At 71.8% G+C, this 22,815-nt stretch carries 22 protein-coding genes; 15 read left to right on the top strand and 7 right to left on the bottom strand.

The genetic code is table 11. The annotated features are described in order from the left end of the window. The first annotated feature begins 25 nt into the window (after positions 1 to 25). From QWU11_RS29055 to QWU11_RS29040, 4 genes are all read left to right on the top strand, one after another. Positions 26 to 775 carry a lysophospholipid acyltransferase family protein gene (locus QWU11_RS29055; RefSeq protein ID WP_290117630.1) on the top strand — a complete coding sequence of 250 codons (750 nt, stop codon included), beginning with the start codon at positions 26 to 28 and terminating at the stop codon, positions 773 to 775. Then, positions 772 to 1,776, top strand: a complete 1,005-nt coding sequence (locus QWU11_RS29050; protein WP_290117629.1) for an NAD(P)H-dependent glycerol-3-phosphate dehydrogenase — start codon at positions 772 to 774, stop codon at positions 1,774 to 1,776. Before QWU11_RS29055 ends, QWU11_RS29050 begins: the two co-directional genes overlap by 4 nt. Before the next feature lie 3 nt (positions 1,777 to 1,779). Next, entirely contained in the window at positions 1,780 to 3,033 is a 1,254-nt protein-coding gene (locus QWU11_RS29045; RefSeq protein ID WP_290117628.1) for an aminotransferase class I/II-fold pyridoxal phosphate-dependent enzyme, read from the top strand. A 94-nt stretch (positions 3,034 to 3,127) separates the two neighbouring features. Further along, complete coding sequence (locus tag QWU11_RS29040; protein ID WP_290117627.1) at positions 3,128 to 4,225, top strand: D-alanine--D-alanine ligase family protein; 1,098 nt, start codon at positions 3,128 to 3,130, stop codon at positions 4,223 to 4,225. 8 nt (positions 4,226 to 4,233) lie between these two features. Here QWU11_RS29040 and QWU11_RS29035 read toward each other — a convergent pair whose 3' ends face one another. Then, entirely contained in the window at positions 4,234 to 5,955 is a 1,722-nt protein-coding gene (locus QWU11_RS29035) for a beta-propeller domain-containing protein (protein WP_290117626.1), read from the bottom strand. Positions 5,956 to 6,245: 290 nt separating this feature from the next. On the opposite strand from QWU11_RS29035, the gene QWU11_RS29030 reads away from it, so the two are divergent. Both QWU11_RS29030 and QWU11_RS29025 read left to right on the top strand, forming a co-directional pair. After that, a complete protein-coding gene (locus tag QWU11_RS29030; protein WP_290117625.1) occupies positions 6,246 to 6,881 on the top strand; it encodes an acetamidase/formamidase family protein in 636 nt (211 codons plus the stop codon). 131 nt (positions 6,882 to 7,012) lie between these two features. Then, entirely contained in the window at positions 7,013 to 7,393 is a 381-nt protein-coding gene (locus QWU11_RS29025) for an ankyrin repeat domain-containing protein (protein WP_290117624.1), read from the top strand. 16 nt (positions 7,394 to 7,409) lie between these two features. On the opposite strand, the gene QWU11_RS29020 is transcribed toward QWU11_RS29025, so the two are convergent. Next, a complete protein-coding gene (locus QWU11_RS29020) occupies positions 7,410 to 8,366 on the bottom strand; it encodes a sigma-70 family RNA polymerase sigma factor (protein WP_290117623.1) in 957 nt (318 codons plus the stop codon). Between the two features lie 176 nt (positions 8,367 to 8,542). Continuing rightward, complete coding sequence (locus tag QWU11_RS29015) at positions 8,543 to 9,106, bottom strand: YceI family protein (RefSeq protein ID WP_290117622.1); 564 nt, start codon at positions 9,104 to 9,106, stop codon at positions 8,543 to 8,545. 329 nt (positions 9,107 to 9,435) lie between these two features. Here QWU11_RS29015 and QWU11_RS29010 point away from each other — a divergent pair, with 329 nt between their 5' ends. After that, positions 9,436 to 9,681 (top strand): hypothetical protein, encoded by a 246-nt coding sequence (locus QWU11_RS29010; RefSeq protein WP_290117621.1) that lies wholly within the window; start codon positions 9,436 to 9,438, stop codon positions 9,679 to 9,681. Continuing rightward, a complete protein-coding gene (locus QWU11_RS29005) occupies positions 9,678 to 9,950 on the top strand; it encodes a hypothetical protein (RefSeq protein ID WP_290117620.1) in 273 nt (90 codons plus the stop codon). The genes QWU11_RS29010 and QWU11_RS29005 overlap by 4 nt, the downstream gene beginning before the upstream one ends. Here the strand turns inward: QWU11_RS29005 and galT are convergent. Together galT and QWU11_RS28995 are read right to left on the bottom strand one after the other, a co-directional pair. Then, positions 9,929 to 11,005, bottom strand: coding sequence for a galactose-1-phosphate uridylyltransferase (gene galT, locus QWU11_RS29000; RefSeq protein WP_290117619.1), 1,077 nt, complete (start codon positions 11,003 to 11,005; stop codon positions 9,929 to 9,931). The two genes, QWU11_RS29005 and galT, sit on opposite strands and share 22 nt — an antisense overlap. Then, positions 11,002 to 11,790, bottom strand: coding sequence for a DeoR/GlpR family DNA-binding transcription regulator (locus tag QWU11_RS28995; protein ID WP_290117618.1), 789 nt, complete (start codon positions 11,788 to 11,790; stop codon positions 11,002 to 11,004). The genes galT and QWU11_RS28995 overlap by 4 nt, the downstream gene beginning before the upstream one ends. Positions 11,791 to 12,006: 216 nt before the next feature. Here QWU11_RS28995 and QWU11_RS28990 point away from each other — a divergent pair, with 216 nt between their 5' ends. The 6 genes from QWU11_RS28990 (at position 12,007) to QWU11_RS28965 (ending at position 21,056) form a co-directional block, all read left to right on the top strand. Then, on the top strand, positions 12,007 to 13,053 hold the full coding sequence (locus QWU11_RS28990; RefSeq protein WP_290117617.1) for a substrate-binding domain-containing protein: 1,047 nt from the start codon (positions 12,007 to 12,009) through the stop codon (positions 13,051 to 13,053). Between the two features lie 188 nt (positions 13,054 to 13,241). Continuing rightward, complete coding sequence (locus QWU11_RS28985) at positions 13,242 to 15,254, top strand: NPCBM/NEW2 domain-containing protein (RefSeq protein ID WP_290117616.1); 2,013 nt, start codon at positions 13,242 to 13,244, stop codon at positions 15,252 to 15,254. A 113-nt stretch (positions 15,255 to 15,367) separates the two neighbouring features. Further along, entirely contained in the window at positions 15,368 to 16,885 is a 1,518-nt protein-coding gene (locus QWU11_RS28980) for a sugar ABC transporter ATP-binding protein (protein WP_290117615.1), read from the top strand. After that, complete coding sequence (locus QWU11_RS28975) at positions 16,882 to 17,904, top strand: ABC transporter permease (RefSeq protein ID WP_290117614.1); 1,023 nt, start codon at positions 16,882 to 16,884, stop codon at positions 17,902 to 17,904. Before QWU11_RS28980 ends, QWU11_RS28975 begins: the two co-directional genes overlap by 4 nt. An 87-nt stretch (positions 17,905 to 17,991) precedes the next feature. Further along, a complete protein-coding gene (locus QWU11_RS28970; protein ID WP_290117613.1) occupies positions 17,992 to 18,717 on the top strand; it encodes a beta-phosphoglucomutase family hydrolase in 726 nt (241 codons plus the stop codon). Further along, entirely contained in the window at positions 18,714 to 21,056 is a 2,343-nt protein-coding gene (locus QWU11_RS28965; RefSeq protein ID WP_290117612.1) for a glycoside hydrolase family 65 protein, read from the top strand. The genes QWU11_RS28970 and QWU11_RS28965 overlap by 4 nt, the downstream gene beginning before the upstream one ends. Before the next feature lies 1 nt (position 21,057). Here the strand turns inward: QWU11_RS28965 and QWU11_RS28960 are convergent, their stop codons facing one another. Both QWU11_RS28960 and QWU11_RS28955 read right to left on the bottom strand, forming a co-directional pair. Further along, a complete protein-coding gene (locus QWU11_RS28960) occupies positions 21,058 to 21,522 on the bottom strand; it encodes a DUF3515 domain-containing protein (protein ID WP_290117611.1) in 465 nt (154 codons plus the stop codon). Between the two features lie 31 nt (positions 21,523 to 21,553). Further along, on the bottom strand, positions 21,554 to 21,787 hold the full coding sequence (locus tag QWU11_RS28955; RefSeq protein WP_141953243.1) for an Lrp/AsnC ligand binding domain-containing protein: 234 nt from the start codon (positions 21,785 to 21,787) through the stop codon (positions 21,554 to 21,556). Between the two features lie 62 nt (positions 21,788 to 21,849). On the opposite strand from QWU11_RS28955, the gene QWU11_RS28950 reads away from it, so the two are divergent. Continuing rightward, entirely contained in the window at positions 21,850 to 22,782 is a 933-nt protein-coding gene (locus tag QWU11_RS28950) for a thiamine-phosphate kinase (RefSeq protein WP_290117653.1), read from the top strand. The last annotated feature ends 33 nt before the right edge of the window (positions 22,783 to 22,815 follow it).

Raw genomic sequence — 22,815 nt, 5'->3', positions numbered from 1 at the left:
CGGGTACGGACCTAGGAGATGGGCAATGAACTATTCGCCCGTATGGCGCACGATCGTGGTGGGGATCCTGCGGCCTTTGCTGTTCAACCTGCTCAAGCGCGACTGGAAGGGCCAGGACAACATCCCGGGCGAGGGCGGCGTGGTGATCGCGCCCAACCACATTTCGGAAGCGGACCCGCTGGTCATGGCCCACTTCGTATACACGGCGGGCCGGTTCCCCGTCTACCTCGCCAAGGACTCGGTCTTCCGGAGCCGGGTCGTCGGCCACATCCTCCGCCGTACGGGCCAGATCCCGGTCTACCGCGACCGCGCGGACGCCGGCCTCGCGCTCCGCGACGCCGAGAAGGGCCTGCGCGCCGGCGAATGCCTGATCTTCTACCCTGAGGGCACCTGCACCCGTGACCCGGAGCTGTGGCCGATGACCGGCAAGACCGGCGCCGCCCGGGTCGCCCTCGCGACCGGCGTGCCCGTGATCCCGGTGGCCCACTGGGGAGCGCAGGAGGTCCTGCCGTACGGTACGAAGAGGTTCCGGCCGTTCCCGCGCAAGACGATGCACGTGGCCGCCGGGCCGCCGGTGGACCTGTCGAAGTACGAGGGCAGGCCGCTCGACGCCGAGACGCTGACCGCGGCCACCGACGACATCATGCGGGCCATCGCGGAGCTGCTGGGGGAGCTGCGCGGGCAGACGCCGCCGGAGGTGCTCTATGACCACCACACGGCCCGCGCCGGCAAGAAGGGCACGGACGACCAGGACAAGGAGGCCAAGGCCTCTTGAAGACCGCCGTACTCGGGGCAGGTTCGTGGGGGACCGTCTTCGCCAAGGTGCTCGCCGACGCCGGTGGCGACGTGATGATGTGGGGACGCCGTACGGGCGTCGTCGAGGCGATCAACGAGACCCGGCGCAACCCCGACTATCTCCCGGACTGCACGCTGCCCGAACGCCTGCGCGCCACGACCGACGTCGCCGGGGCGCTCGACGGCGCGACGTACGTCGTCCTGGCCGTGCCCGCGCAGACGCTGCGCGCCAACCTGTCGGAGTGGCGGCCGCTGATCGGCGGCGACACGGTGCTGGTGAGCCTCATGAAGGGCATCGAGCTCGGCACCTGCGAGCGGATGAGCGAGGTCATCCGCGAGGTCGCGGACGTGCCGGCCGAGCGGGTCGCCGTGGTCAGCGGGCCCAACCTCGCCCGCGAGATCGCGCTCGAACAGCCCTCGGCCGCCGTCGTGGCCTGCGCCGACGAGCCCACCGCGCAGAAGCTCCAGCTCGCCTGCATGACCCCCTACTTCCGCGCGTACACCAACCTGGACGTGGTCGGCTGCGAGCTCGGCGGCGCGGTCAAGAACGTCATCGCGCTCGCGGTCGGCATCGCGGTCGGCATGGGCATGGGCGCCAACGTGAGCGCCCTGCTCATGACGCGCGGGCTCGCCGAGATCGCCCGCCTCGGCGCGGCGCTAGGCGCCGACCAGCACACCTTCGCCGGGCTGGCGGGCATGGGCGACCTCGTCGCCACGTGCAGCTCGCCGCTGTCGCGCAACCGGACGTTCGGCGAGAACCTCGGCCGGGGCATGAGCCTGGAGGAGGTCACCAAGGCGACCCGGCAGACGGCCGAGGGCGTCAAGTCCTGCGACGCCGTCCTGGAACTCGCCCGCCGCCACCACGTCGAGATGCCCATCACCGAGGCGATCGTCGCGGTCATGCACGGCGGCCTGAGCCCGGTCGAGGCCGGCCGGCTGCTGATGTCGCGCACGCCCAAGCCCGAACGCTACGGAGTCTGAACCATGACTGAGGCGCCCCCGCCCGGGGAGAACACCCGCGCCGTCCACCTGCCCCCGCCTCCGGTCCCCGCCCAGTCCGCGCTGGGCGGGGCGGTGTGGCGCAGCACCACCTACAGCTTCGACACCTCACAGGAGTACGCCGACGTCCTCGGCGACCGCGCGCCGGGCTACTCCTACAGCCGTGTGGACAACCCGACCGCCGACGCGTTCGCCCAGGCGGTCGCGGCCATGGAGGGCGTACGGGCCGGCGGCGGCGTCGCCGGGCAGGCGTTCGCCTCCGGCATGGCCGCGATCAGCGCGGTCCTGCTGGCGTTCACGCACGCCGGTGCGCACGTGGTGGCGCCCACGGCGGCCTACGGCGGCACCTACGGCCTGCTCGCCGAGCTGCTGTCGCGGTTCGGCGTGCACACCGACTTCGTCGACACGACCGACCTGGGCCGGGTGCGCGCGGCGATCCGGCCCGAGACGCGCCTCGTGTGGGCCGAGACGCTCGCGAACCCGACCATGGCCGTCGCCGACATCCCGGCGCTGGCCGAGGCGGCGCACGAGGCGGACGCGCTGCTCGTCGTCGACTCGACCTTCGCCACGCCGGTCGTGTGCCGCCCGCTGGAGCACGGCGCCGACCTGGTCGTCCACTCGGCGACCAAGTACATCGGCGGGCACAGCGACGCCACCGGCGGCGTCGTGGTCGGCCGCGGCGGGCTGATCGGGCCGGTCCGTACGGTCCGCATCCACACCGGCGGCATGCTCGCGCCCGACGAGGCGTTCCTGCTGCGCCGCGGCCTGGAGACGCTGCCCCTGCGCGTACGGCGGCAGTGCGACACGGCCGCCCAGCTCGCCGCGGCGGTCGCCCGGCACCCGGCCGTCGCGCGGGTCGACTACCCGGGCCTGCCCGGGCACCCGGGCCACGAGACGGCCCGGCGGCTGTACGACTCCGGGCCGGAGGGCACGCGGTTCGGCGCGGTCGTGACGATCACGCCGTACGGCGGGCGGGCGGCGGGCATGGCCCTGGCGGACGGCCTGCGCCTCGGTCTGGTCGCCCCCTCTCTGGGCGGCACCCACACGCTGGCCGGCCACGTGGCCTCCACCACGCACCGGCAGATGGACGAGCACGCGCTGGCCGCCGCGGGCATCGATCCGGGGGCCGTGCGGTTCTCCGTCGGGCTCGAGGACGCCGACGACCTGATCTTCGACGTGACCAACGCGTTGACCGCGATTGGGCACGCGGGGATGCCGGACGGGGCATTCAACCCATAATTCGGTCAGGGCGGTTGGGCGCGGTCGTTCGTGGCGAAATGCCGTGTATGGTCAAGGGCCGCGTTTCTGGTGCAGGTGAGAAGAGGTGGATGGCATGAAAAAGGTCCGTGTCGCCGTCGTTTTCGGCGGACGAAGCTCGGAGCATGCGATCTCCTGTCTCACCGCGGGCAGCGTCATGGCGGCGATCGACACCGACCGCTATGAGATCGTCCCGGTGGGCATCGCGCGCGACGGCCGGTGGGTCCTGACCTCCGGGCAGCGGCTCGCGATCGAGGAGGGACGCCTGCCCGAGGTGGCCGGCGACGGCCTGCCGCTGGCGCTCCCGTTCGACCCGGGCGGCAGCGGCCTGATGGTCATCGAGCCCGGCGAGGTGCCGCGCGCCCTCGGCGACGTCGACGTGGTGCTGCCGCTGCTGCACGGCCCGTACGGCGAGGACGGCACGATCCAGGGCCTGCTGGAGCTCGCCGGGGTCCGCTACGTGGGCGCGGGCGTGTTCGCCAGCGCCGCGAGCATGGACAAGGGCTTCATGAAGGTCGTCTGGCAGGGTGCCGGGCTCCCGGTCGGCCCGCACGTCGTCATCGGCGACCGCCGCTGGCGGCGCGAGCGCAAGCGCGTCGTGGACGAGGTCAAGGAGCTCGGCTGGCCGGTGTTCGTCAAGCCCGCGCGGGCCGGCTCCAGCATGGGCATCTCCCGGGTGGAGTCCGAGGCGGACCTGGAGGCCGCGGTCGAGACCGCGCGCGAGCACGACCCCAAGGTCATCGTCGAGGCCGCCATCGAGGGCCGCGAGATCGAGTGCGGCGTCCTGGAGGGGCTGGACGACGACCCGCCGGAGGCCAGCCTGCCCGCCGAGGTGCGCGTCGGCTCCGGCCACGACTACTACGACTTCGAGGCGAAGTACCTCGACGAGGGCCTGCGCCTCGACATCCCGCCGGACCTGCCGCCCGCGGTGATCGAAGAGGTGCGCAAGCTGTCGGTGCAGGCCTTCGAGGCCCTGTCCTGCGAGGGCCTGGCCCGGGTCGACTTCTTCTACACCCCCGACGGCCGCGTGGTCCTCAACGAGATCAACACGATGCCCGGGTGCACGCCCGCGTCGGCGTTCCCGAAGATGTGGGCGGCGACCGGCCTGGACTACCGCGCCCTCGTGGACCGCTGGATCCGTACGGCGATGCAGCGGCCCGTCGGCCTCCGCTAGGCGAGTGGCTAAGCGAAGGGCAGCCAGGCGGTCTTGGTCGGGCCGGTCAGGTCGTTGGCCTGCAGCCCGGTCGGCGTCAGGGTCCACAGCGTGTCGCCGACGACGAGCGCGCGCTGGACGGCGCCCGCGGTCTTCGGCGGGGTCACGTGGCCCAGCCGGTGGACGCCCGCCGGAGTGACGCTCAGCGCCAGCGCGCCGTCCTCGCCCGGCCCGCCCAGCGGCAGGACGGTCAGCCCGCTCTGCGGCCAGTACAGGAACGCGTGCGGGTCGAACTCGGCCATCGACCCCATGGACCCGACGGTGTACCCGCTGATCCGGCGCGGCGCGGCCGGGTCGCGCACGTCGAACAGGGCGACCTGGAGCCCCTTCGCGCGGCCGTTCGCGTCGGCCTGCTGGCCGACCCCGATGAGCCGCCCGTCGCCGGCCGGATGCAGGTACGCCGAGTAGCCGCTGAGCTTCAGCTCGCCGGTGGCCCGCGGCTTGGCCGGGTCGCGCAGGTCGAGGGCGTAGAGCGGGTCGGTCTGCCGGAACGTCACGACGTAGCCCGCCGGCCCGGCGAAGCGCACGGCGTAGATGCGCTCCCCGTGGCCGAGTCCGCCGATCATGCCCACGCGCACCAGCTTCGCTCCCCGCCGCGCGAGGACGTACACCGCGCTCTCGGTCGGCGGCGGTGTGCCGGGCGGCCCGGCCTCCTGGCCGGAGGTGGTGGCGACGCGCAGGTTCCCGGCGTACTCCGACAGGGAGTACTGGTTCAGCACGGCGCCGGGGACCGAGCCGGCCGCGGCGAACCTCGGCGGCCCCGAGCCGCCGGTGTCGAAGCGGTAGACATCGGTACGGTCCGGGCCCGCCGGCCGGTCCGTGACGTAGAGGGCGGTGCCCGAGCCGTAGACCGTCTGGCCGCCCGCCACGACACTGACCGGCGCGGCGTCGGCCATGTCGCCGGTCAGGTCGACCGACAGCACCGACACCAGCGAGAGCCCGGTGTAGGAAGCCGGGTGGCTGACCTGGGCGCACGGGACCTTCTCCGCCTGCGTACGGCCGCCGCGGGTGACGCTGTAGCGCGGCAGCCACGCGTCGAGCGGCGCGGCCCGTACGGCGGCGCGGTCGGCCGCGGTAGCGTCGGCGTCGCTGCCGCCGCGCCTCCGGGGGAACGTCAGGCGGGGCGCGGAGCGCACGATGACCCGGGCGACCGAGCCGACCTGGCGGGCGTCCACATAGGCGCCGTCGGCCTGCAGGGAGCTCACGACGCGAGGCGGCCCGGACAGGTCCACGAGGACCAGCCGGGGCCCCTGCCCTTTGGGAGCGGCGACGCCGCCGTCCACGATGCCGGGCTCGCCGCGCGTGAAGGTGAGCGCCGGGCGCAGCACCACGAGCGCCCGGTCGCCGCTGAGGAGCAGCTCTCCGGAGGACCAGGCGGCGCCGGCCCCCAGGTCGACCGTGCCGGTCTCCTTGCGCGAGGCGGCGTCGACCACGTGGAGCCGCCCGGCCGCCGTGGTGACGATGCGGCGGCCGTCGGTCTTGACCAGGTCGGGTTCGTCGACCCCGGGTTCCTGGACGTTGGTGTCGGAGTGCGGCGTCGCGGCGGGCTTGTCGGCCTGCGCGTCACCGGGGACGCGCCCCGGCGCCAGCGGGTGCATGATCGGCCCGCCCGCCAGGCCGTACGGACCGACCTGGGCCGCGGTGGCCTTGCGCAGCCCGCTGAGCAGCTCGCCGCAGTCGTCGTAGGCCACCAGCCGCAGCGCGGGCGATGAGGGGACAGGAGAACGTGCGCCGCCGGCGCCGCATCCAGCGATGATCAATCCGGCTACCGCGACCGCGAGGACCGGCCGGGCGCCTGACGTCGACTCGGAGCCCATGGGACTTGGACGCGGACGGGGCCCTCACGGTTCCGGTGAACTTCAATTGACTGCGCGTTAAAAGCCGCGAAACCCGGGTGAAACAGCTCGACGTGCAGGATTGACCCAAGACGTTCGCCCCTCAGAACGACGCACGCGCCTCGACGAACAGAAGGGACCGGCACTTGCTGTTCACGCCCGCCGCACCGCTCCGGACCGTGCAGTACGTCCCCGGTCACAACCGCTGGCACCCCGACATACCGGCGGTCGCGGAGGTGATCGCCGGAGGCTCCGTCCGCCTGAACTGCCAGGGCGCCGACGTCCTGTGCGGGCCGATCGGCGTCGTCGGCGCCGAGCCGGGCGACCTCATCATGATCGAGATCCTGGGCCTCGGCCGCCTCGACGGGTGCTTCGCGGGGGCCGGCCATCCGGGCATCCTCGGGTGCGCGCCGTCGCACGCGATGCTCCGGAACGCCGGGAACGACCCCTCCGGCGCCCTGCTGGGCCGGATCGCGCCCGCCTCGGCCGACCACGAGCGGGTGGCCGCCCGCGCCGAACCGGTGCGCGCCTCGTGCCGCAAGCTCCCGCCGCGGTCGCAGATCCTGCTGCCCGTGCACGTCCCGGGCGCCCGCATCTCGGCCGGCGACCTGCACTTCCCCGACGAGGGCGGATGCCGGACCCAGGACGGCTGGCTCGACCTGAGGGTCCATCTCACCAAGCGCGGCATGGAGCGGTTCCGGGTCAGCGAACCGGTTCTCATGCCGATCACGACCAGTTCCCTCGACGCGACGGTCGCGGGACTGACCGTCGAAGTCGCCTGAAGCGCGCGAGCGCGGCGCGGATGAGGAGGTGAAGGCCTAGCGAGAGCACCGAACCGTCAGGAGGCACCACGCCGAGGGATGCGATTCGTCTCCCGCATCCCTCGGCGTCTCTCCATGGCATGCTTGACTCGATGGACGATCCAGAGCTGGTGGAGTTCGCGACCAAGCTGTTCGGCCTCGCCCGTACCGGGCAGACCGACGCGCTCACCGCGTACGTCGACGCCGGTGTACCGGCCGACCTCACCAACGAGGCGGGCGACTCCCTGCTGATGCTCGCCGCCTACCACGGGCGCCCCGAGACCGTACGAGCGCTGCTCGACCGGGGCGCCGATCCGGGGCGGGCCAACGACCGCGGTCAGACGCCGCTGGCGGGCGCGGTCTTCAAGAAGGAGCCCGAGGTGGTACGCGCCCTGCTCGACGCGGGCGCCGACCCCCGCGCGGGCGCCCCGTCGGCCGCCGACACGGCCCGGATGTTCGGCCATGACGACTTCCTGGGCTGGTTCGGCGCATGAGGCGCCGGTCCTGCCCTCAGGCGGCGAGCGGCGCGTCCAGCCGCTGCACCATCTCCCGCATGCGCCGCAGCGCGGCCAGCTCCATCTGCCGTACGCGCTCGGCCGAGACCCCGAGCCGCGTCGCGATCTCGCGGCGGCTGTGCTCGGTGCCGTCCTCCAGGCCGTAGCGCGCCCGCAGGACCACGGCCTCGCGCGGCTCCAGCCGGTCGAGCATCCCGTCGATGATCTCCAGCTGGGCGGCGTCCATGGCCGCGTCCTCGGGCGACGGGGCGTCCTCGTCGGCGAGCAGGTCGCCCAGCGAGGTCTCCTCGTCCTCTCCGACGACCGCGTCCAGGCTGGCCGGCGTACGGTCCCAGCGATCCAGCTCGCCGATGCGCTCGACCGGCAGGTCGAGCTCGGCGGCGAGCTCCTCGTCGGTGGGCTCGGAGCCGGTGAGCAGCACGAGCTCACGCCGGGCCTTGCGGAGCCGGTTGACGTCGGTGTGCACGGCCCCCGGGAGGCGTACGGACCGGGAGGAGTTGGCCAGGGCGCGGCCGATCGCCTGCCGGATCCACCAGGTGGCGTACGTGGAGAACTTGAAGCCCCGGCGCGGGTCGAAGCCCTCGACCGCCCTGATCAGGCCGATCGTGCCCTCCTGGATCAGGTCGAGCAGGCTCATGCCGTCGGTGGGGTAGCGCCGCGCCACGGAGACGACCAGGCGCAGGTTGGCGAGGATGAACCGGTCCTTGGCCGCGTCGCCGCGCGCCGCGACCTCCTCCAGCTCGTCCTGCGTCGCCCCTTCGGGGTGCGTGCCGCTGTCGAGATGGTTGTGCGCGAGCAGGCCGGCCTCCATGGCCAGGGCCAGCTCGATCTCCTGTTCGGCCGTGAGCAGAGGCGTCGCGGCGATTTCGTCCAAGTAGGCGCCCAGCAGGTCGCCGTCGGCGGCACGTCCGGGCCGCCTTATACGCCTGCCACTGTTCGTGGTCGCCGCCATGGGCCACCTCGCTCTCACGTCGGATCCCGTATGGATCAACGCTGATCTCCCCTTTGCTGTTCCGCGATACCCCGAATGTCGGCTTTGCCAACACGGCGAAGAGCACCAGGCGCAAAGTCGCAGGGTGCTCTTCGTCACGCGGATCGGGCCGGCGGGGAGCCGCCGGCCCTTGTGGATCAGGCCTTGACGGCCTGGACCTCGAGCTGCACGTCGACGTTGTCGCCGAGCAGGGCCTTGTCGCCGCCGAGCGGGATGTTGAACTCGATGCCGTACTCCTTACGGCTGATCGAGGTCGTGGCGCTGAAACCGACGCGCGTGCCGCCCCAGGGGTCGGTGTCGGTGCCGTTGAACTCCAGGTCCAGCGTGATCGGGCGGGTGACGTCCCTGATCGTGAGGGTGCCGTCGAGGAAGTACTTGTCGCTGCCGTTCTCGCGCACGCCGTTGGTGACGAACGTCATGGCGGGGTGGTTGTCCAGGTCGAGAATCTCCGCGGACCGGATGTGGGCGTCACGGTCGGAGTTGCGGGTGTCGATCGACTTGATCTGGATCTCGACGGTCGCCTTGGACTCCGTGACGTTCTCGGCGATCTCCAGCGAGCCCGAGAACTCGGTGAACGAGCCACGGACCTTGGTCATCAGGTGCCGGATGACGAACGCGACCTCGGAGTGGGCCGGGTCGATGTTCCACGTGCCGGTCGGGAGACCGAGTTCACTGGCGAGGGCGGTCATGAGATCCTCCATTGCTTGAACCTTCAACAATGTGCCTGAGCGTAGTTGAAACTTAAACCAAATGCAAGTCGGAGGCCGAAGCCGGTCCGTCCGCCCGGACCGTATCGTCGGTCCGTACGAGCGACACCGACACCCTCCTCACGGCCTACGACGAGCAGATGCGCGGAGTGCCGCCCACCCCCTGCCGGCGAGGGTCAGGTACGAGCGCGACGGCCCGCTGACACGGATCGTCGGCCAGTTCCGCGGTTTCGTCAGCAGCCCCCACGGCCCCGGCCTGCGCGGCGCCGACCGCGACCGGCTGATCCGGCGGCAACACGACTTCTTCCCCGCGCGGGGAAGAGGTGGAGTGGAAGGTCCGCGGTCATGACCGCCCGGCCGACCTCACCGGCCGGCTGCGGGCCGCCGACTTCGTCCCCGGGGAGCAGGAGACCGTCATGATCGGTCTCGCCGGGGAACTGGCCGGCGATCCGGTCCTGCCGGACGGCGTCCGCCTCCGCCGGGTCACGGCGGAGGCGCACATGCACCGCATCGCCGCGATGGAGTCCGCGGTCTGGGGCAGGACGTCGGATGGCTCGGCGGCGACATGAGCACGCGGGTGTCCGCGGACCCGGAAGAGATGACCGTCCTGGTCGCCGAGGTCGTCTCCGCCGGGTGGCTCGTGTTCCGTAAGGGCACCGAGGCCGCCGGGTTCTGGGGCGGGTCGACGCTGCCTGCGTGGCGGGGCCAGGGGATCTACCGCGCGCCCGCGCCCGGCTCGCCGCCGCGCGCGATTCAGGTGGACGACTCCGCCGCGCGCCGATCCTGCGCCGGGACGGCCGTGACCGCCGCGACGCCCTATGTGCGGTCGCCGCCCTGACCGGCGGCGCGGAGGCGCCGGGCGGCCTCTTCTGGGTAGATGTCGTTCACGAACGCGCCCATCGCGGCCTCCGAGCCGGCCAGGTACTTCAGCTTCCCCGCCGCCCGCCGGCTGCTGAACAGCTGCAGGTGGAGGTAGCCGAGGTCACGGTCGAGCGAGACCGGGGCCTGGTGCCACGCGGAGATGTACGGCATCGGCACGCCGAACAGGTCGTCCAGGCGGCGCAGCACGTCCACGTACAGCGGGCCGAACGCCGCGCGCTCCTCCGCCGACAGCGCGGTGAGGTCCGGCACCTTGCGGTGGGGGAACAGGTGCACCTCGAACGGCCACCGCGCGGCCTCGGGCACAAACGCCGTCCACAGCTCGTTCGTGGCGACGACGCGTACCTCCGCCGCCCGCTCGGCGGCCAGCACGTCGGCGAACAGGTCGCGGCCGGTCTCCTCGCGGTGGGCGCGGGCGACCTGCAGCATCCGCGTGGTGCGCGGCGTGACGAACGGGTAGGCGTAGATCTGGCCGTGCGGGTGGGCGAGCGTGACGCCGATCTCGGCCCCGCGGTTCTCGAAGCAGAACACCTGCGCGACGCCGTCCAGCGCGGACAGCTCGGCCGTACGGTCCGCCCATGCCTCCATGACCGTGCCGACCTGCGCCGGGTCCAGGGTCGCGAAGGACGCGTCGTGGTCGGAGGAGAAGCAGACCACCTCGCAGCGGCCCAGCCCCGGGACCACGCCGTCCAGGTCGGCCGGCACGCGGCCGGAGTAGGACGGGAAGCGGTTCTCGAAGACGGCCACCTCGTAGTCGGCCGCCGGGATCTCGGTGGGCCGGCCGGGGGTGGACGGGCAGAGCGGGCACTGGTCGCTCGGTGGCAGGTGCGTGCGGTCCTGGCGGTGCGCGGCGATCGTCACCCACTCGCCCAGCAGCCGGTCGCGGCGCAGTTCGGAGGCCTGCGGAGGCGGCGGCAGCGTACGGGTGTCGGGCGCGGACCGGTCGGCGTCCTCCCGCCGGTCGAAGTAGATGAGCTCCCGGCCGTCGGCCAGGCAGGTCACGGTGCGTTTCACGCGTCAGCCTCGTCCGGGGTCACGGTGACCAGCTCCCCGACCTCCTCGGCGAGCTGCTTGCGCACCTCGTCGGGCAGGCCCGAGTCGGTGATGAGCACGTCGGCGTCGCCGAGCCGGGCGATCGTGCTGAGGCCGACGGTGCCCCACTTGGTGTGGTCGGCCAGTACGGCGAGGCGGCGCGCCGCGCCCACCATGGCGCGGTCGGTCTCGGCCTCCATGAGGTTCGGCGTGGTGAAGCCGGCGCGGGTGCTCATGCCGTGCACGCCGAGCAGCAGCAGGTCGACGTTGAGCGCCCGGATCGCGTTGACCGCGACCGGTCCGACCAGCGCGTCCGAGGGAGTGCGGATGCCGCCCGTGAGCACGATCGTCTGGTCGGCCCGGCTCGCCCGGTAGAAGACATCGGCGATCTGGATGGAGTTCGTGACAACGGTCAGCTCCGGAACGTCGGTCAGATGGTGGGCGAGCGTCCACGTGGTGGTGCCGGCCGAGACCGCGACCGCCGTACCGGGCCGTACGAGCCGGGCGGCGCGGCGGGCGATGGCTTCTTTCTCCTGACGTTGCCGGACCGACTTGGCGGCGAAACCGGGCTCCTCCGTGGAGCCCGCGCCGACCGTGGTCGCGCCGCCGTGCACCTTGGAGATCAGTCCCCGGTCGGCGAGAACCTCCAGGTCACGGCGGATCGTCATGTCCGAGACGCTGAACTCGCGCACCAGGTCCGCGACACGGACGCCGCCGTGCTGCTGGACGAGGTCCAAAATTGCCTGCTGCCGTTGCTGGGCGAGCATCGACACCCCTCTCGGCGACCGGCCACCGCGTGCAGCGTGCCCGCAGAACCGACATATGTCAACACAGGTAAACGCGTTACCGAATCGAGTCTTGTTGGTTTGTGTTGACAATGGTAGGAATGGCGCACATCGCCTGGTAACTCAGCGGAAACATCGGGGTAACGGCACCAGGTCCAGCCACCATCCAGCCGGAGAAGGCCAGAAAGAAGGCAGCGCATGGCCCGGATACGCAGGCCCGGCGGCGCGATCTTGGCGCTTGGCGTCGCGGTCGCCCTCAGCCTCACCGCCTGTTCGTCAGGCAAGGAGAGCTCCTCGACCAGCTCGAGCAAGAAGGTCTCGGGGAAGATCTCCATCGCGTACCTGCAGAAGCAGGGCGACCAGCAGTACTTCATCGACGAGGCCCAGGGCGCCAAGGACAAGGCCAAGCAGCTCGGCAACGTCGACGTGAAGGTCGTCAACCTCGGCAACGACACCAACAAGGCGGTGTCGGAGACCCAGGCGGCGGTCGCCCAGAAGGCGAACGGCATCATCATCGTCCCGCCGGACCCGGCGGTCGGCCCGCAGATCGTGCAGACCGCGGCCGGCGGCAAGGTGGCGCTGCTGTCCAGTGACGACCAGATCTGCAAGAACGGTCCCGACCCCGCCAAGTGCCCGAAGGACCAGCTCGTCCAGCGGGTGGGCTTCTCCGGCAGCCAGATGGGCGCCCAGGTCGGTCAGCGCGTCGGCGAGGAGTTCAAGAAGGCGGGCTGGAAGGCCTCCGACACCGCGGTGATCTCGGCCTGGAAGCAGGACGTCACCGTGTGCACCGACCGCGTGGTCGCCGCGCAGGCCGCGTTCGAGCAGGCGGCCGGGACCAAGGTCAAGGTCATCAAGGTCGGCACCGACAACACCCCGACCGACGCCCAGTCCAAGACCGGCGCCGTGGTCTCGGGCCACCGCTCCGTCAAGCACTGGGTGATCTGGGGCTGCAACGACGAGAACGTCTCCGGTGCGGTCACCGCGATCCAGAACGCCGGCTACAAGGCCGCCGACATCGACGGCGTCGGCCTCGGCGCGTACCTCGCCTGCAAGGACTGGGGATCGGGCAAGGCGACCGGTATGAAGGCCGCCCTGTTCATCAACGGCTACGACGTCGGCGGCCTCGCCGTACAGCAGATCGTGGACAACCTGCGCGACGGCAAGCCGATGCCGCAGGAGGCGTTCGCCCCGACCAAGATGGTCGACGCCACGAACTGGAAGCAGGAGGGCGTCAAGTGCACCTGATCCGGGAGCGCGGCGTCCTCCCGGCTCGGCCGTACCCCGTACGGCTCTGAACGGAACGCCGACGATCGTGACCGGCGGGCGCGCCTCTGCCGCCCGCCGGCCGTGATCACCCCGGGGACCGGCGCGGTGCCGCTACACCGCCGCCGATCCCCAGCAGTGCGCAGTCCCCGAAACCAGGAGCAGCCCCCATGCGCATTGTCCGCGCCATGGCGTCGGCCCTCGTCGCGGTCGCGACGAGTGCGGCAGGCGCCGCGGTGATCACCCTCGCGTCCGCCCCGCCCGCCGCCGCCCTCGACAACGGCCTCGCCCTGACCCCCCAGATGGGCTTCAACAACTGGAACGCGACCCACTGTGGCGCCGACTTCAACGAGGCCATGGTCAAGGGCATCGCCGACCTTTTCGTCTCCTCCGGACTGAAGGACGCCGGCTACCAGTACGTCAACCTCGACGACTGCTGGGCCGAGCACGACCGTGACGCCAACGGCGACTACGTGCCGAACAAGACGAGGTTCCCCGACGGCATCAAGGCCGTCGCCGACTACGTGCACTCCAAGGGCCTGAAGTTCGGCATCTACACCAGCGCCGGCACCCTGACCTGCGCGCAGACGATGCCCGGCTCGCTCGGGCACGAGCAGCAGGACGCACGGCTGTTCGCCTCCTGGGGCGTGGACTACCTGAAGTACGACAACTGCAACAACCAGGGTGTGGACGCGGTCAAGCGCTACACCGACATGCGCGACGCGCTCCTGGCCACCGGCCGCCCGATCCTGTTCTCGATGTGCGAGTGGGGCGAGAACAAGCCCTGGCTGTGGGCCAAGGACGTCGGCAACTCCTGGCGGACCACCGGCGACATCGGTGACAGTTACACCAGCATGCTGGGGATCGTGCACCAGAACATGGTCCTGTCCCAGTACGCGGGGCCCGGGCACTGGAACGACCCGGACATGCTGGAGGTCGGCAACGGCGGCATGACCGACACCGAATACCGCTCGCACTTCGGCCTCTGGGCGGAGATGGCCGCCCCGCTGCTGATCGGCAGCGACCTGCGCAAGGCCTCGGCCGCGACGATGAGCATCCTCACCAACAAAGAGGTCATCGCCGTCGACCAGGACAAGCTCGGCGTCCAGGGCACGCCGGTCTCCACCGAGGGCGGGCGGGACGTCTTCGTCAAGCCGCTCGCGAACGGCGACAAGGCGGTGGCGCTGTTCAACGAGTCGGACGCGCCGCAGCGGATCACCACCTCGGCGAGCGCGATCGGCATGCCGGCCGCGCCGGCGTACCGCGTCCGCGACCTGTGGGCGCACACCACGCGGGAGACCGCCGGGACCCTCACGGCCTCCGTGCCCGCGCACGGCACCGTGATGCTGCGCGTCGCCCGCGACCCGCGCTGGGTGATCTACCCGCCGGCGGTCGACGCCGGGCTCGACGTCCCCGTCGCCTACCCGGGCGCGCGGCCGTTCGTCGAACCGGGCAAGCCGGTCACCGTGACCACGACCGCCACCAACTCCGGCCGGCTGCCCGCCGTGCTCCTGCGGGGCGACCTCGCCGCGCCGGACGGCTGGAACGTCCAGGCCACGTCTCGCAGGTCGAGCGTCCTCGTCGGCTCGAACCGGAGCTTCACGACGACCTGGACCGTGCAGGCGCCCGCCGGCGCCAAGCCCGGCTCGTACGACCTGACCACCACCGCGACCTACCAACCGGACGACACGGTCGCGCGGACCACGATCCAGGTCGACGTGCTCGACGTGACCGCGCCGCCGTCCGGCACCTCGTACCTGAGCGACATTCCCTGGCTGCGCAGCGACAATTACTGGGGACCGGTCGAGAAGGACACCAGCAACGGCGAGCAGCCGGCCGGCGACGGCCATCCGATCACCATCAACGGCGCCGTCTACAAGAAAGGTCTCGGCGTGCACGCGCCGAGCACCGTCGAGTACTACACGGCCAAGCGCTGCACGTCGGTCTCCTCCGACGTAGGCGTGGACGACGAGAAGACGGCCAACGGCTCGGTGACGTTCGAGCTGTGGGCCGACGGGACCAAGGTCGCCGACAGCGGCCTGCTCACCACGGCCGACCCGGCCAAGCATCTGACCGCCGACGTGAGCGGGGCGACGTTCGTGCGCCTCGTCGTCACCGACGGCGGCAACGGCACCAACAGCGACCACTCCGACTGGGCCGACGCCCGGCTCACCTGCACCTGACCCACCGGCGGGGCGGCCGGCCAGGCCGCCCCGTCCCCGACCCCCGGAGCTGACATGACCGAGGCAACCGACCGGCGCAGCGCCTCGGTCACGCTTCCGAAGAGGGAGGTCTCATGACCGAACTGTCCGTTATAGGGATCTCCAAGCGGTTCGCCGGCGTACGGGCGCTGAACGACGTCTCGCTGGACTTCCCCGGCGGGGCGGTGACCGCGCTCATGGGCGAGAACGGCGCCGGCAAGTCCACGCTGATCAAGATCATGAGCGGCGACTACCTGCCGGACGAAGGGGAGATCCTCTTCGACGGCGAGCCGTTCAAGCTGCACACGCCGGCCGACGCGCGGCAGGCCGGCATCCGGGTCATCCCGCAGGAGCCGGAGATCGTGCCGCACGTGTCGGTGGCCGAGAACGTCTACCTCGGCGCGCTGCCCCGCAGGGCCGGCCGCGGCCTCGACCGGGCCGCCCTCAACCGGCGCGTCCGCGCCGACCTCGAACGCCTCGGCTTCGAGCGCGTGATCAGCCCGGACACGCTCGGCTCGCGCCTCACGCCCGCCCAGCGGCAGATCGTGGAGATCCTGCGCGCGCTGACCTCCGACGCGAAGGTGATCGCGTTCGACGAGCCGACCTCGTCGCTGTCCGAGCACGAGGTGGAGGCTCTGTTCACCCTCATCCGGCGGCTGCGCGAGGAAGGGCTCGCCGTCGTGTACGTCTCCCACCGGCTGCAGGAGATCTTCCAGCTCGCCGACCGGATCGCGGTGCTGCGCGACGGCGGCCTGGTCGGCGTCCGCGACGCGTCCGAGACCGACGAGAACGAGATCGTGCGGATGATGGTCGGCCGCGACCTGTCCGCGATGTTCGCCCGCGACCACTCCGCCACGGACAAGGTGGTCCTGGAGGTCGACGGCGTCACCTCCGATGACGTGCGCGACATCTCCTTCAACGTCAACGCCGGCGAGGTCGTGGCCCTGGCCGGGCTCGTGGGCGCGGGCCGCTCGGAGCTGGCCGGGGCGCTGGTGGGCGACCTGCCGATCCGCTCCGGGCAGGTACGGGTGGACGGAAGGCGCGTGCGCCTGCGGCAGCCGAGCGACGCCGTACGCGCCGGAATGGGGTACGCGCCCGAGGAGCGCAAGGCCCAGGCGCTGCTGCTCGAACGCTCGGTCCGCGACAACACCTCTCTGGTCGTCCTGGACCGGCTCCGCCGCTTCCGCTTCGTCAGACGCGCCGAGGAACGGAAGCTGGTCAGGGAGTACGTCGACCGGCTCAACGTGCGCACGCCGAACATCGAGCACGAGGTGCGCAAGCTGTCCGGCGGCAACCAGCAGAAGGTCGTGCTCGCCCGCTGGCTGGCCCGCAAGCCCAAGCTGCTGATCCTGGACGAGCCCACCCGCGGCATCGACGTCGGCGCCAAGGCGGAGATCTACCACCTCATCGACGACCTCGCCCGCTCGGGCGTGGCCGTCCTCGTCATCTCGTCCGAGCTCCCCGAGGTGCTCGGACTGGCCGACCGCGTCATCGTCATGCAGAACGGCCACATCACCGGCGAGCTCGACCGGGCCGACGCTTCCGAGGAGGCCATCCTCGGCCTCGCCATGGCGGAGGACCTCACCACGTCGCTATCGGAGGGACAAGAATGACAACCGCCACCCGCGAGCCGGTGGACACCCCGCCGAAGGAGCGGACGCCGCGCCGGATCCTGTCCACCATCGGCCCGCAGAACGTCAGCCTCGTCGGTGCGCTCATCGTCGTCGTCGCGATCTTCAGCTGGCTGAACTCCGGCTACCTCACCTGGGACAACGTACAGGTGATCGGCGAGGCCGCGACCGTGGCCGGGCTGCTCGCCGTGGTGCAGACCGTCGTGATCATCTGCGGCGCGATGGACATCTCCGTCGGCTCGCAGACCGGCGTCGCCTCGGTCATCTCCGCGATGGCCTTCACCTCGACCGGGCACAACCCGCTGCTCGGCATGGCCGCGGCCATCGGCCTGGGCGTCGTGATCGGCATCCTCAACGGCCTCATCATCGTGTACGGCCGCGTCAACCCGGTCATCGCGACCCTGGCCGGCCTCGCCGCGTACAAGGGCGTCGCCCAGCTCATCTCCGGCGGGCGCGCGCAGGGCTTCGTCCTCGGCGACGACCTGTTCATCTTCATCGCCCGCGGCCGGATCGCCGGTATCCCGGTGCAGGTCTGCATCCTGATCGTCGTCGCGATCCTCGTGCACCTGATGCTGAAGTACACCGACATCGGGCGGAACGTCTACGCGATCGGCGGCAACGACACCGCCGCGCGCCTCGCCGGCATCAACATCAACAAGTACCTGATCGCGGTGTACGCGCTGGCGGGCATCGTCGCGGCGGTGGCCGGCATCGTCCTCACCGCGCGTACCGGCTCCGGGCAGCCGACCAGCGGCAGTGAGGGGCTCGAACTCCAGTCGATCACCGCCGCGGCCCTCGGCGGCTGCGCGCTGAAGGGCGGCAAGGGCGGCGTCGGCGGCACCCTGCTGGCCGTGTTGCTGCTCGGCGCGCTCAACAACGGCCTCAACGTCGTGGGCGTCAACACGTTCTGGCAGAACGTCGCCCAGGGCGCGCTTCTCGTCGTCGCGGTCATCATCCAGCAGCGCCGCAGCGGCGAGCGGGCGGTCGGCCTGCCGACCTGAGCACCGCGCGCGGATCGGCGGATCGTGGCGGTTGAGACGGCTCGATCGGGTAAGCATGTGTCGTTCACCGACGACGGGGAGGGACACATGCTCGGCCTGCCAGACGCCGCCACGGCGTGCCTGTTCGACATGGACGGGGTGCTGACCCGCACCGCGACCGTCCATGCGGCGGCGTGGAAGCAGATGTTCGACGAGTTCCTTCGTGATCGCGACGGCGCGTCGTTCACGCCGTTCGACCCGGAGGGCGACTACGACGAGTACGTCGACGGCAAGCGCCGTGAGGACGGCACGCGGTCGTTCCTGCAGTCGCGCGGCATCGACCTGCCCGAGGGCTCGCCGGACGACCCCCCGGGTGCGCCCACGATCACCGGGCTGAGCGAGCGCAAGAACGAGCTGGTGCTGGAGAAGATCCGCCAGGACGGCGTCGAGCTGTACGACGGTTCGATCCGCTACGTCCGCGCGGCCCGCGAGGCCGGGCTCCGTACCGCCGTGGTCTCCTCCAGCGCCAACACCGCCCAGGTGCTGGACTCCTCCGGCATCGCGGACCTGTTCGAGGCGCGCGTGGACGGCGTGACCGCCAAGGAGCGCGACCTCGCCGGCAAGCCGGCCCCGGACATGTTCCTCGCCGGGGCCGCGGCCCTCGGCGTGCCGGCCGGCCAGGCCGTGGTGTTCGAGGACGCCCTCGCGGGGGTGGAGGCGGGCCGGGCCGGCCACTTCGCGTTCGTCGTCGGCGTCGACCGCGTCGGCCAGGCCGAGGCCCTGAAGCGCCACGGCGCCGATCTCGTCGTCAAGGACCTGGAGGAGCTCCTGTGATCAAGCAGGCCGCGTACGCGGTGGAGCCGTGGTGCGTGCGCGAACAGCGACTGAACCTCGACACGCTCGCGCAGAGCGAGTCGGTCTTCGCCCTGTCCAACGGGCACGTCGGCCTGCGGGGCAACCTCGACGAGGGGGAGCCGCACGGGCTGCCGGGCACCTACCTCAACTCCGTGTACGAGCTGCGAGCGCTGCCGTACGCCGAGGCCGGCTACGGCTATCCGGAGTCCGGTCAGACGATCATCAACGTCACCAACGGCAAGCTGATCCGGCTGCTGGTCAACGACGAGCCGTTCGACGTCCGGTACGGCGAGCTGCGCTGGCACGAGCGGCTCCTGGACCTGCGGGCCGGCACGCTGACGCGTACGGCCGAGTGGACCTCTCCGGCGGGTGACACGGTCCGGGTGCGCTCGGTGCGCCTCGTCTCGCTGGTCCAGCGGTCCGTCGCCGCGATCCGGTACGAGGTCGAGGCGGTGGATGAGAAGGTCCGCGTCGTGCTCCAGTCCGAGCTCGTCGCCAACGAGTCGCTGCCGGGCGGCGACAACGACCCGCGCGCCTCCGCCGCCGTCCACAACCCGCTCGTGGTGGAGGAGTCCGTCGCGCGCGACCGGGGCGTCGTCATGGTCCACTGCACCCGCGAGAGCGGGCTGCGCGTCGGCGCGGCGATGTCCCACGAGATCGACAGCCCCGACGGCCACATCGACACCGACGCCAGCGAGGACGTCGGGCGCGTCACCGTGGCCACGAGCCTCGAACCCGGCCAGAAGCTGCGCGTCGTCAAGTACCTCGCGTACGGCTGGTCCAGCCAGCGGTCCCGGCCCGCTCTGCACGACCAGGTCATCGCGGCGATGGCCGCGGCGCGGCTGTCCGGCTGGGACGGTCTGCTGCGCGAGCAGCGCGACTACCTCGATGACTTCTGGGACGGTGCCGACGTGGAGGTCGACGGCGACCCCGAGGTGCAGCAGGCGGTGCGCTTCGGGCTGTTCCACGTGCTGCAGGCCGGAGCGCGCGGCGAGCGGCGGCCCATCTCGGCCAAGGGGCTGACCGGGCCGGGCTATGACGGGCACACGTTCTGGGACACCGAGTCGTTCGTTCTGCCCGTGCTCACCTACACGCAGCCGAGGACGGTCGCGGACGCGCTGCGGTGGCGGCACTCGACGCTCGACCACGCCAAGGCGCGCGCCGAGCAGCTCGGCCTGGCCGGCGCGGCGTTCCCGTGGCGGACGATCGAGGGCGACGAGTGCTCCGGCTACTGGCCGGCGGGCACGGCGGCCTTCCACATCGGCGCCGACATCGCGCAGGCCGTCACCCGCTACCTGGCCGCGACCGGCGACGAGGACTTCGCCCGCGAGGTCGGCCTCGAACTCCTCGTGGAGACCGCCCGGCTGTGGCGCAGCCTCGGCCACCACGACGCGCAGGGGAGGTTCCGCATCGACGGCGTCACCGGGCCGGACGAGTACAGCGCCATCGCCGACGACAACGTCTTCACCAACCTCATGGCGCAGGAGAACCTCCAGTCGGCCGCCGACCTGGCCGAACGCTACCCCGTGCAGGCCGAGAAGCTCGGCGTCACCGACGAGGAGACCGCCTCCTGGCGCGACGCGGCGACCGACATGTACATCCCCTGGGACGAGCGGCTCAAGGTGCATCCGCAGAGCGAGGGCTTCACCGACCACGCCCCGTGGGACTTCGAGAACACCGACGCGAGCCAGTACCCCCTCCTGCTGCACTTCCCCTACTTCGACATCTACCGCAAGCAGGTCGTCAAGCAGGCGGACCTCGTCCTGGCCATGCACCTGCGCGGCGACGCCTTCACCGACGAGCAGAAGGCGCGCAACTTCGCCTACTACGAGGCGCTGACCGTACGCGACTCGTCGCTGTCCGCCTGCACGCAGGCGGTGATCGCCGCCGAGACCGGCCACCTCGACCTCGCCCACGACTATCTCGGCGAGGCCGCCCTGATGGACCTCGGCGACCTGGAGCACAACACCCGCGACGGGCTGCACATCGCCTCGCTGGCCGGCGCGTGGACCGCGCTGGTGGCCGGGTTCGGCGGGATGCGCGTCCAGGACGACCGGCTGAGCTTCACGCCGCGGCTGCCCGGCGGGATCACCCGGCTGATCTTCCGCATGCGGTTCCGCGGCCGCCGGCTGAAGATCCACGTCACCGCGCACGAGGCGACGTACGAGCTGCTCGGCGGGGAGCCGCTGGAGATCGGCCACAACGGCGACACGCTGGCGCTGAACGGCGGCGCGGTCAGCCGCCCGGTGACCGCGCCTCCCGTACGGCCCGAACCCACGCAGCCGCACGGACGACGGCCGCGCCGCCGGGCCGAGTGAGTCAGAGAGAGCCGTCGGGCGTGGCGGGGACGGCCGCCTTGATCGGGCCGCCCAGCTCGATCAGCACGTCGCCGGGCGGCTCGTACGCAGCCGGGACGGTCACCTCGATGTAGGCCTGCCGCCCGACCGCGGTGAAGGTGACCGGGCGGTCCGGCGGCACCGGCAGCCAGTTGAGGCCGTTGATCACGACGAGGTCCGAGGTGGGCTTCAGAGCCAGGGGCCGGGGCATGCCGCAGCGCACCACGATCGCGGGCGAGCCCCACGCGGTGACGAGGGGGGACTTGGGTGTGGTCGAGCGCCGGGACCGTCCGTGGACCTTCGCCGGCAGCCGATCACGCAGGGTCTGGCAGAGGCGCGCGATCGACGCGGGAGGTCTCGGCACGGGCGCCTCGACGGCTCCGGCGCCACAGCCCGCCACCAGGACCAGCGCGGTGAGCGGGCCGCCCACCGCCAGCGAGCGTCTCATGGTGCAGACTGGCGGCAGGAAGGACACCGCGTCAGATGTGCACGATGGGACACGTCAGTGTCCGCGTGATCCCCTCGACCGACTGGATCTGCGCGACGACGAGCTTGCCGAGCTCGTCGACGTTGTTCGCCTCGGCGCGGACGATCACGTCATAGGGTCCGGTGACGTCTTCGGCCAGGGTCACGCCCTGAATGCCGGAGATCTCACGAGCCACGTCGGCAGCCTTGCCGACCTCGGTCTGAATGAGGATGTAGGCCTGCACCATCACGTCCTCCCTGGGACTGCCGTCAGGCGGCCACCGTACCGTGTCTTCACTGGAGGTAGGTCATCACCGTCGGGGAACTCGGCGAGTTCGGGATCATCGCGCGAATCACCGCACGTCTGAGCCGTGGGACGGGCTCCGGGCCCGGCGTTCTGCTCGGTCCCGGCGACGACGCCGCGATCGTGGCCGCGCCGGGCGGACGGGTGGTCGCGACCACCGACGTGCTGCTCGAAGGACGGCACTTCCGCCGCGACTGGTCACCGCCGTACGACATCGGGCGCAAGGCCGCCGCGCAGAACCTCGCGGACGTCGTCGCGATGGGGGCGCGGCCCACGGCGCTGCTCTTCGGGTTCGGCGTGCCGGGCGACACCGCCGTCGACTGGGTGGAGGCGCTGTGTGACGGGCTGCGCGACGAGTGCGCGGAGGTGTCGGCCTCGGTGGCCGGCGGCGACGTCGTGGGCGCCGACTCGGTCCTGCTCGCGGTGACCGCGCTCGGCGCGCTGGACGGGCCGCCGATCACGCGTTCCGGCGCGCGCCCCGGCGACGTGGTCGCGGTCTGCGGGCGGCTCGGCCACGCGGCGGCAGGGCTCGACCTGCTCTCGCGTGGCCTCATCGAGCCGGCCGACCTGGTCGGCGCCCACCGGCGCCCGCGCCCGCCGTACGCCGCGGCCCTGCGCGCCCGCGAGCTCGGCGCCACCGCGATGCTCGACGTCAGCGACGGGCTCGTCCAGGATCTCGGGCATCTCGCGGAGGCGAGCGGGGTCCGCGTCGAGGTCGAGGGCGCCGCGGTGCCGGGCCCGCCGGTGCCGGAGGGGCGCGTGATGGCGCTGACCGGTGGCGAAGATCACGCCTTCGCCGCGACGTTCCCGCCGGTCGCGGCGCTTCCCGCGGAGTGGCAGGTCATCGGGACGGTGGTGGCCGGAAAGCCCGGCGTGACCGTCGACGGGCGCTCTTACGGGCCGGCCGGATGGGATCACTTCAGGCGGCCGAAGCCGTGAGTTGTCGCTGTTGAGCCCGCTCGTCTGGTAGGC

The sequence above is a fragment of the Actinomadura sp. DC4 genome (assembly GCF_030406325.1).
Taxonomy (GTDB): domain Bacteria; phylum Actinomycetota; class Actinomycetes; order Streptosporangiales; family Streptosporangiaceae; genus Actinoallomurus.
This window is presented reverse-complemented; position numbering and strand designations above follow the sequence as displayed.

Excerpts from the sequence above, each read along its gene's own strand:
- QWU11_RS28985 (WP_290117616.1), top strand. The coding sequence starts at position 13,242 with ATGCGCATTGTCCGCGCCATGGCGTCGGCCCTCGTCGCGGTCGCGACG.
- QWU11_RS29020 (WP_290117623.1), bottom strand. The coding sequence starts at position 8,366 with ATGGCGGCGACCACGAACAGTGGCAGGCGTATAAGGCGGCCCGGACGT.
- QWU11_RS28995 (WP_290117618.1), bottom strand. The coding sequence starts at position 11,790 with ATGCTCGCCCAGCAACGGCAGCAGGCAATTTTGGACCTCGTCCAGCAG.
- QWU11_RS29055 (WP_290117630.1), top strand. The coding sequence starts at position 26 with ATGAACTATTCGCCCGTATGGCGCACGATCGTGGTGGGGATCCTGCGG.
- QWU11_RS28970 (WP_290117613.1), top strand. The coding sequence starts at position 17,992 with ATGCTCGGCCTGCCAGACGCCGCCACGGCGTGCCTGTTCGACATGGAC.
- QWU11_RS29040 (WP_290117627.1), top strand. The coding sequence starts at position 3,128 with ATGAAAAAGGTCCGTGTCGCCGTCGTTTTCGGCGGACGAAGCTCGGAG.
- QWU11_RS28955 (WP_141953243.1), bottom strand. The coding sequence starts at position 21,787 with ATGGTGCAGGCCTACATCCTCATTCAGACCGAGGTCGGCAAGGCTGCC.
- QWU11_RS28960 (WP_290117611.1), bottom strand. The coding sequence starts at position 21,522 with ATGAGACGCTCGCTGGCGGTGGGCGGCCCGCTCACCGCGCTGGTCCTG.
- QWU11_RS29005 (WP_290117620.1), top strand. The coding sequence starts at position 9,678 with ATGAGCACGCGGGTGTCCGCGGACCCGGAAGAGATGACCGTCCTGGTC.
- QWU11_RS29045 (WP_290117628.1), top strand. The coding sequence starts at position 1,780 with ATGACTGAGGCGCCCCCGCCCGGGGAGAACACCCGCGCCGTCCACCTG.
- QWU11_RS28980 (WP_290117615.1), top strand. The coding sequence starts at position 15,368 with ATGACCGAACTGTCCGTTATAGGGATCTCCAAGCGGTTCGCCGGCGTA.
- QWU11_RS28990 (WP_290117617.1), top strand. The coding sequence starts at position 12,007 with ATGGCCCGGATACGCAGGCCCGGCGGCGCGATCTTGGCGCTTGGCGTC.
- QWU11_RS28975 (WP_290117614.1), top strand. The coding sequence starts at position 16,882 with ATGACAACCGCCACCCGCGAGCCGGTGGACACCCCGCCGAAGGAGCGG.
- QWU11_RS29025 (WP_290117624.1), top strand. The coding sequence starts at position 7,013 with ATGGACGATCCAGAGCTGGTGGAGTTCGCGACCAAGCTGTTCGGCCTC.
- QWU11_RS29015 (WP_290117622.1), bottom strand. The coding sequence starts at position 9,106 with ATGGAGGATCTCATGACCGCCCTCGCCAGTGAACTCGGTCTCCCGACC.